Here is a 12,514-nt window from a genome sequence, read left to right as displayed (position 1 = left end):
TCTCTCCTAGCGATCTGATACAACCACAGTAATGTGGCTGGTACGCTTCATGATACGGTCGGCGCGGCCTTTAGCACGTGGCATGATGCGCTTCATGGTTGGGCCTTCATCAACAAAGACTTTTCCAACTTTCAGTTCATCAATGTCGGCACCTTGATTGTGCTCAGCATTGGCAATGGCTGAATCCAGTACTTTTTTGACCAGTACGGCGGCTTTCTTGGGGCTAAAGGTCAGGATCTCGAGGGCCTTGGAAACAGGCAGACCGCGGATCTGATCAGCTACCAGACGAGCCTTTTGAGGCGACGTACGGGCAAAACGATGTTTAGCTAAAACTTCCATCTTACTCCTCCCGTATTAGCGCTTCTTCGCTTTCTTATCAGCAGCATGGCCGCGATAAGTGCGAGTTGGTGAGAATTCACCAAGCTTGTGGCCGATCATTTCGTCAGTTACGAACACAGGAACGTGCTGACGACCATTATGGACAGCGATGGTCAAACCAATCATGTTTGGAATGATCATAGAGCGACGTGACCAAGTCTTAATAGGCTTCTTGTCACCTGCTTCCACCGCTTTCTCTACCTTCTTCAGCAAGTGCAGGTCAATGAATGGACCTTTCTTGAGAGAACGTGGCATGGCGAATCCTCTTACTATTTATTACGACGACGTACGATGTACTTGTCAGTGCGCTTGTTACTACGGGTCTTGTAACCCTTAGTTGGCACACCCCATGGAGTCACTGGGTGACGACCACCAGAAGTACGGCCTTCACCACCACCATGTGGGTGGTCTACTGGGTTCATTGCAACACCACGAACTGTTGGGCGTACGCCTCTCCAGCGCTTGGCACCAGCTTTACCCAGCTGACGCAGCATGTGCTCGGCGTTACCAACTTCACCCAGAGTCGCGCGGCAATCAACTGGCACTTTGCGCATTTCGCCAGAGCGAAGACGCAGAGTGGCATAAGCGCCATCACGAGCTACAACTTGTACATAAGCACCGGCAGAACGTGCAATTTGAGCACCTTTGCCAGGTTTCATTTCAACAGCGTGAACTACGCTACCAACTGGGATGTTACGCAGTGGCAGGGCGTTACCTGTCTTGATTTCAGCTTCTACGCCAGAAACGATTTTGTCACCAGCCTGCATGCCTTTGGCTGCCAGGATATAGCGACGCTCACCGTCTGCGTACAGTACCAGCGCGATGTGCGCAGTACGGTTTGGATCGTATTCCAGACGCTCAATCTTCGCTGGGATACCATCTTTATCACGTTTGAAGTCAATAAGACGGTAGTGTTGCTTATGACCACCACCAACGTGACGAACAGTGATACGACCAGTGTTGTTACGGCCGCCGCTCTTAGATTTTTTCGCCAACAGGCCAGCAAAAGGTTTACCCTTGTGCAGGTCAGTGTTCACCACTTTAACGACGTGGCGACGACCTGGAGAGGTTGGCTTACACTTAATAACTGCCATGAGTAATCTCCTTACGCTTCAGCGCCGACGAAATCGATGTCAGCACCCTCAGCCAGAGTAACATAGGCTTTTTTCCAATCGCTGCGACGACCAGCACGGGCACCGTGACGCTTGGTTTTGCCTTTGTTCACCAGAGTGCGAACTGAATCAACTTCAACTTCAAACAGTTTTTCAACTGCAGCTTTGATCTCTGCTTTAGTGGCGTCGATAGCTACACGGAAAACTACAGTGTTGTTCTTCTCAGCAACCACAGTACTCTTTTCAGAGATGTGAGGCGCCAGAATAACTTTCAGTAAACGTTCTTCGCGGATCATGCCAGCATCTCCTCGATTTGCTTAACAGCATCAGCAGTTACCAGCACTTTGTCGAACGCGATCAGGCTTACTGGGTCGATACCAGCAACATCACGAACATCAACCTTGTACAGGTTGCGAGCTGCCAAGAACAGGTTCTCGTCAACTTCGGAAGTTACAATCAATACGTCTTCCAGACCCATGTCTTTCAGCTTGGCCTTCAGCTCTTTAGTTTTAGGAGCTTCAACAGCAAACTTTTCAACAACGATCAGACGTTCTTGACGTACCAGCTCGGACAGAATGCTCTTCAGAGCGCCGCGGTACATTTTCTTGTTGACTTTCTGGCTGTGATCCTGGGTTTTAGCAGCGAAAGTTACGCCACCGCCACGCCAGATTGGGCCCTTGACACCACCCGCACGAGCGCGGCCAGTACCTTTTTGGCGCCATGGCTTTTTGCCAGAGCCAGTCACTTCAGCGCGAGTTTTCTGAGCACGAGTGCCCTGACGCGCGTTTGCAGCGTAAGCTACAACTACCTGATGAACCAGTGCTTCATTAAAGTCACGGCCGAAGGTAGTTTCGGAAACTTCAAGAGCGCTTTGCGCGTCTTTCAATACCAATTCCATTACTATCTCCTCAGACCTTAGGCTTTAACGGCAGGCTTGATGATCAGGTCGCCATTGGTAGCGCCTGGAACAGCACCTTTAACCAGCAGCAGGTTACGCTCAGCATCTACACGTACTACGTCCAGATTTTGAGTGGTAACACGCTCAGCACCCATGTGGCCTGACATTTTTTTGCCTTTGAATACGCGACCTGGCGTCTGGTTCTGACCGATAGAACCGTTAGCACGGTGCGCCAATGAGTTACCGTGAGTCATATCCTGGGTACGGAAGTTCCAGCGCTTAACGCCACCTTGGAAACCTTTACCTTTTGATTGACCGGTAACATCTACTTTCGCTACGTCAGCGAAGATATCTACGTTCAGCTCAGCACCAACTTCAATGCCTTCGCCTTCACCGTCTGCCAGACGCATTTCCCACAAACCACGGCCGGCGTCAACGCCCGCTTTGGCAAAGTGACCTGCTTCTGGTTTAGTGATGCGGTTGGCTTTTTTGGCACCAGTAGTAACTTGAAGTGCACGGTAGCCGTCGTTTTCCAGAGTTTTCACCTGAGTAACGCGGTTTGCATTTACTTCAATTACAGTAACAGGGATAGACACGCCATCTTCGGTGAAGATGCGGGTCATACCCACTTTACGACCAATAAGACCGATAGCCATCTCTCAAACCTCTTCTAAGGATCTCAATTAACCCAAGCTAATCTGTACGTCGACACCAGCCGCAAGATCCAGACGCATCAGCGCGTCGACTGTCTTCTCAGTTGGCTCTACGATGTCAACCAAACGCTTGTGAGTACGGATTTCGTATTGGTCACGAGCATCTTTATTAACGTGCGGAGAGATCAAAACGGTATAACGCTCTTTGCGCGTAGGCAGTGGGATAGGACCACGTACCTGGGCGCCAGTACGCTTAGCAGTTTCAACGATTTCCGCAGTAGACTGATCAATCAAACGATGATCAAATCCTTTCAAGCGGATACGGATTCTTTGGTTCTGCATTGACCAGAGCTCCTAAAATGGACACATAAAAAATCACCCTCTAGCCATTTCCTTTCTTGGAAAGACAGAGCGAGATGATTTAACCGTTCGACTCCCAATCGGAGTCGCTGTATTTGTGTTTAGCCCCTAGGGCTAAATCAACTTTGTCGCTTACTCAAGTTAAGCGAGGAGGCTATTATACTCATCCAGTTACGGATTACAAGCCTACTGTCGGAATTATCAACAGCATTAACGCTGTCAAAAAGTGGCGCAGATTATACTGACTTTAGCACTCATTGCCAACCGTTTTTGAACGACTGACAAACGGCCAATAAAAAGGCGACCCTGGGGTCGCCTTTTTACGATAGCTTAGATCAGCAATTAAGCGATGATCTTGGCTACAACACCAGCACCAACTGTACGGCCACCTTCACGGATGGCGAAGCGCAGACCTTCATCCATCGCGATTGGGCAGATCAGAGTTACTGTCATCTTGATGTTGTCACCTGGCATTACCATCTCTACGCCTTCTGGCAGTTCGATAGTACCGGTCACGTCAGTTGTACGGAAGTAGAACTGTGGACGGTAGCCTTTGAAGAATGGAGTGTGACGACCACCTTCTTCTTTAGACAGTACGTAAACTTCTGATTCGAACTTGGTGTGTGGAGTGATTGAACCAGGCTTAGCCAGTACTTGACCACGCTCTACTTCATCACGCTTGGTACCACGCAGCAGGATACCGCAGTTCTCACCGGCACGACCTTCGTCCAGCAGCTTACGGAACATTTCTACACCAGTACAGGTAGTCTTGGTAGTATCGTGGATACCCACGATTTCTACTTCGTCACCAACTTTGATGATACCGCGCTCTACACGACCTGTTACTACAGTACCGCGACCAGAGATTGAGAATACGTCTTCGATAGGCAGCAGGAATGGCTTATCGATATCACGCTCTGGCTCAGGGATGTAGGTATCCAGTGCTTCTGCCAGTTCGATGATCTTGGCTTCCCACTGAGCGTCGCCTTCCAGAGCTTTCAGAGCTGAACCCTGAATTACTGGCAGGTCATCACCTGGGAAATCGTACTCAGACAGCAGTTCACGAACTTCCATCTCTACCAGTTCCAGCAGCTCTTCATCGTCCACCATGTCACACTTGTTCATGAATACGATGATGAAAGGTACACCTACCTGACGAGACAGCAGGATGTGCTCACGAGTCTGTGGCATTGGACCGTCAGTAGAAGCTACTACCAGGATTGCGCCGTCCATCTGGGCAGCACCGGTGATCATGTTTTTAACATAGTCAGCGTGGCCTGGGCAGTCTACGTGGGCGTAGTGACGAGTTGGAGTGTCATACTCGATGTGAGAGGTATTGATGGTAATACCGCGCTCACGCTCTTCTGGAGCGTTATCGATCGCTGCGAAGTCACGCGCCTCACCACCGTAAGTCTTAGACAGTACAGTTGAGATAGCAGCAGTCAGAGTGGTTTTACCATGGTCAACGTGACCAATGGTGCCCACGTTAACGTGGGGCTTGGAACGTTCAAATTTAGCTTTAGACACGATATATTCCTTTCTTTTCAGAAGAGTCCGGCGCTGCCGGACACCATCAATCAAAATAACAGTTAATGCCGTTACCTAAATCAGGTACGAGCTTCGATAACTGCTTTAGCAACGTTTTGCGGCGCTTCAGAGTACTTCAAAAACTCCATGGAGTATGAAGCCCGACCCTGAGTCGCTGAACGCAAATCTGTTGCATAACCAAACATTTCAGCCAAAGGTACCACAGCTCGAATGATCTTGATACCGGCGACGCCGTCATCCATACCTTCGATTAGACCACGACGACGGTTCAGATCACCTACTACGTCACCCATGTAGTCTTCTGGGGTTGTCACTTCAACCTTCATGCAAGGCTCGAGCAACACAGGGTTAGCTTGCAGCGCCCCCTTCTTGAAGCCCATAGAACCTGCAACTTTGAACGCCATTTCGTTCGAGTCCACATCATGATATGAACCGTCGAACAGAGTGACCTTCACGTCCAATACAGGGAAGCCGGCGAGAACACCGTTCTTCATCTGTTCTTGGATCCCTTTGTCAACCGCAGGAATGTATTCTCTAGGAACTACACCACCAACGATTTCGTTGACAAACTCATAACCGGCACCCTCTTCACGAGGCTCCAGTTTCAGCCAGACATGACCGAATTGACCACGACCACCAGACTGACGCACAAACTTACCTTCCACTTCCACGGCACTGCGGATAGTTTCACGATAAGCCACCTGAGGTTTACCAACGTTACATTCAACGCTGAACTCACGGCGCATACGGTCGATGATAATGTCCAAGTGTAGCTCACCCATACCTGAAATCAGAGTCTGACCCGACTCCTCATCAGTCTCAACCCGGAAAGAAGGATCTTCCATTGCCAGCTTCTGCAGCGCAATGCCCATCTTTTCCTGGTCAGCTTTGGAACGAGGTTCCACAGCAATGGTAATAACCGGCTCGGGGAATTCCATCCGCTCCAGAATTACCTTATGGTCTGGGTCACACAGGGTGTCACCGGTTGTCACATCTTTCAGGCCGATAGCAGCAGCTATATCACCTGCGCGCACTTCTTTCAGTTCTTTACGGTCGTTGGCGTGCATCTGCACGATACGACCGATACGCTCACGCTTCTCTTTTACAGAGTTGTAAACGGCTGAACCCGACTCCAGGACACCTGAGTAAACCCGGATAAAGGTCAAAGTACCCACAAATGGGTCTGTTGCGATTTTGAATGCCAACGCAGAGAAAGGTGCATTGTCATCAGAAACACGCTCAACTTCCTGTTCTCTGTCATCGATGCCCTTAATCGCAGGAACATCAACAGGAGCAGGAAGGTATTCAACAACGGCATCGAGAACTGCCTGTACGCCTTTATTTTTAAAGGCACTACCACAGGTAGCCAGCACAATTTCGTTGTTGATAGTACGTTGACGAAGCGCTTTTTTGATCTCTTCTTCTGTGAGCTCACCTTCTTCAAGGTATTTGTCCATCAGCTCATCAGAAGCCTCTGCGGCACTCTCTACCAGGTATTCGCGCATTTCGGTTGCCTTGGCAAGCAAATGCTCTGGGATCTCTTCGTGAGTGAAAGTCAGGCCCTGGTCTTCTTCATTCCAGTTGATAGCTTTCATCTTGATGAGATCGATAACCCCGCTAAAGTTTTCTTCTGTACCAATATTCAATTGAATAGGCACACAAGTTGCACCGAGACGGTTACGGATCTGTCCTACTACGCGATCAAAGTCGGCACCGGCACGGTCCATCTTATTGACGAACACCAGACGAGGGACATGATACTTGTCGGCTTGACGCCATACGGTCTCAGATTGAGGTTCCACACCAGAAGAACCACAAAAGACCACTACGGCACCGTCAAGTACGCGCAGAGAACGCTCTACCTCAATAGTAAAATCGACGTGACCTGGGGTATCGATGATATTGATACGATGCTCAGTAAACTGGGCATCCATACCGCGCCAGAACGTGGTAACAGCCGCAGAGGTAATAGTAATACCCCGCTCCTGCTCCTGAACCATCCAGTCAGTGGTAGACGCACCGTCATGGGTTTCACCCATCTTGTGGTTTACCCCTGTATAGAACAGGACTCGCTCTGTGGTAGTGGTTTTACCTGCGTCAACGTGAGCACAAATACCTATGTTGCGATAACGCTCAATTGGAGTTGTACGAGCCACGATTATACCCTCTTGACTAAGATAAAAATCTTAGCAATGTCAGAGAAAGCGCGGGCAAGCCCGCGCCCGATATTACCAACGGTAATGAGCAAACGCTTTGTTGGCTTCTGCCATACGATGCACGTCTTCGCGCTTCTTAACGGCAGTACCTTTGTTTTCGGAAGCGTCCAGCAGTTCACCTGCCAGGCGCAGAGCCATAGATTTTTCACCACGCTTACGAGCAGCTTCAACCAACCAGCGCATCGCCAGTGCGTTACGACGAACTGGGCGAACTTCACATGGAACCTGGTAAGTAGAACCACCAACACGGCGAGACTTAACCTCTACCGCTGGGCGAACGTTTTCCAGGGCTGCTTCAAGGATAACCAGATGCTCTTCGCCTTTCTTATCGGCGACAACATCCAGTGCTTTGTAGATAATTTTTTCAGCAGTCGACTTTTTGCCGTCCTGCATAATGACGTTGATGAACTTAGCCAGCAACTCACTTTGAAACTTTGGATCAGGTAGGATCTTACGTTGTCCTACTACGCGACGTCTTGGCATAACTATTCTCCGTATGCTTCAGGTATTTCCAAAACTGGAATTTATATTTAGCTTGGCCTTACTTAACGGAAAACCATTAAGACTTAGGACGCTTAGCACCGTACTTAGAACGAGCTTGGCGACGTGAAGTCACACCAGCACAGTCCAGGGCGCCACGAACAGTGTGATAACGCACACCAGGTAAGTCTTTAACACGACCACCACGGATCAGGATTACACTGTGTTCCTGCAGGTTGTGGCCTTCACCGCCGATGTACGAAGTTACTTCGAAACCGTTGGTCAGACGCACACGAGCTACTTTACGTAGTGCAGAGTTAGGTTTTTTTGGAGTAGTGGTGTACACACGAGTACAAACACCACGCTTTTGTGGGCACGCGTTCAACGCAGGCACGTTAGTCTTTTCGACTTTAGGTGCGCGAGGCTTACGTACCAACTGGTTTACAGTTGCCATGTATAGCTCCGAATCAGTTGATTTCAACTCAACAATAAGGTGTGAAAAATCTAATCCCACAATAGTGGGACGCGGAATTTTAGAAAGGTAAGGCTTGGCTGTCAAGAAATAGCCAACTTTTGCAGCGTATTCCAATGAAAAAGGCGCCTTTCGGCGCCTTTTATAACATCTATGCTACTTATTCCTGACTACCTGCCAGGTTCAACAGATCGGCCAGGTTCTGTTCGGCTTCGCTGGCGCTGATGCTAGGTGCTTCAGTCGCTACTTCACCACGAGCCTGGTTACGGTTGTTGTGGTAAGCATAACCGGTACCGGCCGGGATCAGACGACCTACGATCACGTTCTCTTTCAGACCGCGCAGGTTATCACTCTTACCGCCTACTGCCGCTTCGGTCAGTACGCGAGTGGTTTCCTGGAACGAGGCCGCAGAGATGAAGGACTCAGTCGCCAGAGAGGCTTTGGTGATACCCAGCAGTTCGCGTTCGAACTTGGCCGGAATCTTGCCCTGCTCTTCCAGTTCGCGGTTAGCGATCTTGACGCGGGACACTTCAACCTGCTCCCCTTCGAGGAACTCAGAATCACCGGCTTCAGTGATCAGACACTTACGCAGCATCTGGCGAATGATCACCTCAATGTGCTTGTCGTTAATCTTCACACCCTGCAGACGATATACGTCCTGTACTTCATTCACAATGTAGTTGGCTACGTTGTGGATACCGCGCAGACGCAGAATATCGTGAGCAGACTCTGGACCATCGGCGATCACTTCACCGCGTTCGACTTTTTCACCTTCGAACACGTTCAGGTTACGCCACTTAGGGATCATCTCTTCGTATGGGTTACCGCCTTCAGCAGGGGTAATAACCAGACGACGCTTACCTTTGGTCTCTTTACCGAAGGAGATGGTACCGCTGATCTCAGCCAGAATCGCCGGCTCTTTTGGCTTACGGGCTTCGAACAGGTCAGCAACCCTTGGCAGACCACCAGTAATATCGCGAGTCTTGGACGATTCCTGAGGAATACGAGCCAGTGCATCACCGACGCTGATCTGAGCATTATCTTCCAGGTTTACGATCGCATTGCTGGGCAGGAAGTACTGCGCAGGTACGTCGGTACCAGGAATGGTCAGGTCATTACCGTTTTCGTCAACCAAACGGATCATTGGACGCATTTCTTTGCCGGCGCTTGGGCGCTGGGCCACATCCAATACCACGATAGAAGACAGACCGGTCAGCTCGTCGGTTTGACGCGAGATGGTGACACCGTCAATCATCTGCTCAAACTTCACATAACCCGCCACTTCAGTGATGATGGGGTGAGTATGTGGATCCCAGTTTGCGATAGTCTGGCCAGCGGTAACTTCAGCGCCTTCCAGCGTTTCCAGCACAGTACCGTAAGGCACTTTGTAGCGCTCTTTCTCACGGCCCAGTTCATCGATAATCGCCAGCTCGGACGAGCGCGATACGATAACCAGCTTGCCATCGCTGTTCTTAACGAACTTGGCATTATGCAGCTTCAGGTTACCGGCGTTCTTCACCTGAACGTTGTTTTCTGCAGAAGCCCTGGATGCCGCACCACCGATGTGGAAGGTACGCATCGTCAGCTGTGTACCAGGCTCACCGATTGACTGAGCAGCGACAACACCGATTGCTTCACCTTGGTTAATCAGGTGACCACGGGCCAGGTCACGACCGTAACACTTGGCACAAACACCGAAGTCGGTATCACAGGAGATCACAGAGCGAACTTTAACTTCGTCGACGCTGTACTCTTCCAGCTTGTCACACCATGCTTCATCCAGCAGAGTGTTACGTGGCGCCAGGACTTCGTCGGAACCAGGATAGTAAACATCCTCGGCAACAACACGACCCAGTACCCGCTCACGCAGCGGCTCAACCACGTCACCACCTTCAATCAGCGGCTTCATGATCAGACCTTCGTGAGTACCACAGTCATCTTCGATAACGACCAGATCCTGGGCAACATCCACCAGACGACGAGTCAGGTAACCTGAGTTAGCTGTCTTAAGTGCGGTATCCGCCAGACCCTTACGAGCACCGTGAGTAGAAATAAAGTACTGCAGTACGTTCAGACCTTCACGGAAGTTCGCCACGATGGGCGTTTCGATGATAGAGCCGTCTGGCTTGGCCATCAGGCCACGCATACCCGCCAACTGACGGATCTGAGCGGCACTACCACGAGCGCCTGAGTCGGCCATCATGTAGATGCTGTTGAAGGAAGCCTGTTTCTCTTCTTCACCGTCGCGGTTGATAACCACTTCGGAAGACAGGTTTTCCATCATCGCCTTGGAGACTTTCTCGTTGGCGCTGGCCCAGATATCGATAACCTTGTTGTAACGCTCACCGGCAGTAACCAGACCAGACTGGAACTGCTCCTGGATTTCCAGAACTTCGGCTTCTGCGTCGGCAACCAGCTTGTACTTGGCTTCCGGGATTTCCATATCGTTGATACCGACAGAGGCACCAGAGATAGTGGCGTATTGGAAACCTGTGTACATCAGTTGGTCAGCAAAGATAACAGTATCTTTCAGACCCAGCTGACGGTAGCAGGTGTTCAGCAAACGGGAGATCTGCTTCTTGCCCATGTTCTGGTTAACCAGATCAAAAGACATACCGGCTGGCAGGATCAGTGACAACAGAGCACGACCTACTGTGGTGTCGACAATGCGGCGCTGCTGGGTGCGCTCACCGTTCTCATCGATATGAGTTTCGGTGATACGAACTTTAACCCGGGCGTGCAGCTCGGCGGCACCAGTGCGATAGGCTTTCTCGGCTTCGGCAACAGACTCAAAGGCCATACCTTCACCGCGGCCATTTACGCGTTCACGGCTCATGTAGTACAGACCCAGTACCACGTCCTGAGAAGGAGTGATAACCGGCTCACCGTTGGCAGGTGACAAAATGTTGTTGGTTGACATCATCAACGCACGGGCTTCCAGCTGGGCTTCCAGCGTCAGAGGCACGTGTACCGCCATTTGGTCACCGTCGAAGTCGGCGTTATAGGCCGCACACACCAGTGGGTGCAGTTGAATCGCTTTACCTTCGATCAGTACAGGTTCGAACGCCTGGATACCCAAACGGTGCAGTGTTGGTGCACGGTTCAGCATCACAGGGTGTTCGCGGATCACTTCATCCAGTACGTCCCAAACCTCGGCAACTTCACGCTCAACCATCTTCTTGGCGGCTTTGATGGTAGTGGCCAGACCACGACCTTCCAGCTTGCCGTAGATAAATGGTTTGAACAGTTCCAGCGCCATTTTCTTCGGCAGACCACACTGGTGCAGACGCAGAGTTGGGCCCACGGTAATTACCGAACGGCCTGAGTAGTCAACACGCTTACCCAGCAGGTTTTGACGGAAACGACCTTGCTTACCCTTGATCATGTCGGCCAAGGACTTTAGAGGACGCTTGTTGGAACCGGTAATGGCACGACCGCGACGACCGTTATCCAGCAGGGCATCAACAGATTCCTGCAGCATACGCTTTTCGTTGCGAACTATGATATCCGGAGCAGCCAGATCCAGCAGACGCTTCAAACGGTTGTTACGGTTGATCACGCGGCGATACAGATCGTTCAGATCTGAAGTCGCGAAACGACCGCCATCCAGAGGAACCAGAGGACGCAAATCAGGTGGCAGAACCGGCAGCACCTTGAGGATCATCCACTCTGGCTTGTTGCCTGAATGGTAGAAGGCCTCAACCAGCTTCAACCGCTTGGTGACTTTCTTGCGACGGGTCTCAGAGTTGATAGATGGCAGCTCTTCGCGCATCTGCTCAACTTCTTTCTCCAGATCGATAGCGCGCAGCAGTTCCAGAACCGCTTCGGCACCCATCTTGGCTTCAAACTCGTCACCATACTCTTCCAGCGCATCCAGGTAGGTTTCTTCGGTCAGCATTTGACCGCGCTCCAGGCTGGTCATGCCTGGCTCGATAACCACATAAGATTCGAAGTAGAGTACCCGCTCAATATCACGCAGAGTCATGTCCAGCATCAGACCGATACGGGATGGCAGTGACTTGAGGAACCAGATGTGGGCAACTGGGCTGGCCAGTTCGATGTGGCCCATACGCTCACGACGTACTTTGGTCTGGGTCACTTCAACGCCACACTTCTCACAGATCACACCGCGGTGCTTGAGACGCTTGTACTTACCGCACAGACACTCGTAATCTTTGACCGGGCCAAAGATACGGGCACAGAACAGGCCTTCACGCTCAGGCTTGAATGTACGGTAGTTGATGGTTTCAGGCTTCTTAACTTCACCAAATGACCAAGAACGGATCAGATCAGGCGACGCCAGGCCGATCTTGATGCCTTCAAATTCTTCAGTCTTGCTTTGCTGTTTCAGAAACTTTAATAAGTCTTTCACGTTTCTCTCCTGAAGGAGTTAAACC

Annotated in this window: 12 protein-coding genes; all 12 read right to left on the bottom strand. The window is 50.7% G+C overall.

Going from position 1 to position 12,514, the window contains the following annotated elements:
* Window positions 1-6 precede the first annotated feature (6 nt).
* Window positions 7-339: a 50S ribosomal protein L22 gene (rplV, locus tag ACSHSR_RS01235; protein WP_025011963.1), complete on the bottom strand. Its 333-nt coding sequence runs from the start codon at window positions 337-339 to the stop codon at window positions 7-9.
* Between the two features lie 15 nt (window positions 340-354).
* A complete protein-coding gene (rpsS, locus tag ACSHSR_RS01230; protein WP_025011962.1) occupies window positions 355-633 on the bottom strand; it encodes a 30S ribosomal protein S19 in 279 nt (92 codons plus the stop codon).
* A 14-nt stretch (window positions 634-647) separates the two neighbouring features.
* Window positions 648-1,472: a 50S ribosomal protein L2 gene (rplB, locus tag ACSHSR_RS01225; protein ID WP_025011961.1), complete on the bottom strand. Its 825-nt coding sequence runs from the start codon at window positions 1,470-1,472 to the stop codon at window positions 648-650.
* A gap of 11 nt (window positions 1,473-1,483) precedes the next feature.
* Window positions 1,484-1,786: a 50S ribosomal protein L23 gene (gene rplW / locus ACSHSR_RS01220; RefSeq protein WP_025011960.1), complete on the bottom strand. Its 303-nt coding sequence runs from the start codon at window positions 1,784-1,786 to the stop codon at window positions 1,484-1,486.
* Entirely contained in the window at window positions 1,783-2,388 is a 606-nt protein-coding gene (gene rplD, locus ACSHSR_RS01215) for a 50S ribosomal protein L4 (protein WP_025011959.1), read from the bottom strand. Before rplD ends, rplW begins: the two co-directional genes overlap by 4 nt.
* 17 nt (window positions 2,389-2,405) lie before the next feature.
* Window positions 2,406-3,044 (bottom strand): 50S ribosomal protein L3, encoded by a 639-nt coding sequence (gene rplC / locus ACSHSR_RS01210; RefSeq protein ID WP_025889970.1) that lies wholly within the window; start codon window positions 3,042-3,044, stop codon window positions 2,406-2,408.
* Window positions 3,045-3,071: 27 nt separating this feature from the next.
* Window positions 3,072-3,383 carry a 30S ribosomal protein S10 gene (gene rpsJ / locus ACSHSR_RS01205; protein ID WP_011635639.1) on the bottom strand — a complete coding sequence of 104 codons (312 nt, stop codon included), beginning with the start codon at window positions 3,381-3,383 and terminating at the stop codon, window positions 3,072-3,074.
* A gap of 360 nt (window positions 3,384-3,743) precedes the next feature.
* Window positions 3,744-4,928 (bottom strand): elongation factor Tu, encoded by a 1,185-nt coding sequence (gene tuf / locus ACSHSR_RS01200; protein WP_071239068.1) that lies wholly within the window; start codon window positions 4,926-4,928, stop codon window positions 3,744-3,746.
* Between the two features lie 80 nt (window positions 4,929-5,008).
* On the bottom strand, window positions 5,009-7,105 hold the full coding sequence (gene fusA / locus ACSHSR_RS01195) for an elongation factor G (RefSeq protein ID WP_025890055.1): 2,097 nt from the start codon (window positions 7,103-7,105) through the stop codon (window positions 5,009-5,011).
* Window positions 7,106-7,177: 72 nt separating this feature from the next.
* On the bottom strand, window positions 7,178-7,648 hold the full coding sequence (rpsG, locus tag ACSHSR_RS01190; RefSeq protein WP_025012041.1) for a 30S ribosomal protein S7: 471 nt from the start codon (window positions 7,646-7,648) through the stop codon (window positions 7,178-7,180).
* A gap of 76 nt (window positions 7,649-7,724) precedes the next feature.
* Window positions 7,725-8,099 (bottom strand): 30S ribosomal protein S12, encoded by a 375-nt coding sequence (gene rpsL, locus ACSHSR_RS01185; protein ID WP_025012042.1) that lies wholly within the window; start codon window positions 8,097-8,099, stop codon window positions 7,725-7,727.
* A 178-nt stretch (window positions 8,100-8,277) separates the two neighbouring features.
* On the bottom strand, window positions 8,278-12,489 hold the full coding sequence (gene rpoC / locus ACSHSR_RS01180) for a DNA-directed RNA polymerase subunit beta' (protein ID WP_044733357.1): 4,212 nt from the start codon (window positions 12,487-12,489) through the stop codon (window positions 8,278-8,280).
* Window positions 12,490-12,514 lie beyond the last annotated feature (25 nt).

The organism is Shewanella sp. VK101, from assembly GCF_056497865.1.
Note: the sequence above shows the minus strand (reverse complement) of the source record. Positions and strands in the feature narration are given on the sequence as shown.

Bases quoted from the DNA above. Each gene is read 5' to 3' on its own strand.
- rplV (WP_025011963.1), bottom strand. From the start codon at position 339: ATGGAAGTTTTAGCTAAACATCGTTTTGCCCGTACGTCGCCTCAAAAG.
- rpsS (WP_025011962.1), bottom strand. From the start codon at position 633: ATGCCACGTTCTCTCAAGAAAGGTCCATTCATTGACCTGCACTTGCTG.
- rplB (WP_025011961.1), bottom strand. From the start codon at position 1,472: ATGGCAGTTATTAAGTGTAAGCCAACCTCTCCAGGTCGTCGCCACGTC.
- rplW (WP_025011960.1), bottom strand. From the start codon at position 1,786: ATGATCCGCGAAGAACGTTTACTGAAAGTTATTCTGGCGCCTCACATC.
- rplD (WP_025011959.1), bottom strand. From the start codon at position 2,388: ATGGAATTGGTATTGAAAGACGCGCAAAGCGCTCTTGAAGTTTCCGAA.
- rplC (WP_025889970.1), bottom strand. From the start codon at position 3,044: ATGGCTATCGGTCTTATTGGTCGTAAAGTGGGTATGACCCGCATCTTC.
- rpsJ (WP_011635639.1), bottom strand. From the start codon at position 3,383: ATGCAGAACCAAAGAATCCGTATCCGCTTGAAAGGATTTGATCATCGT.
- rpsG (WP_025012041.1), bottom strand. From the start codon at position 7,648: ATGCCAAGACGTCGCGTAGTAGGACAACGTAAGATCCTACCTGATCCA.
- rpsL (WP_025012042.1), bottom strand. From the start codon at position 8,099: ATGGCAACTGTAAACCAGTTGGTACGTAAGCCTCGCGCACCTAAAGTC.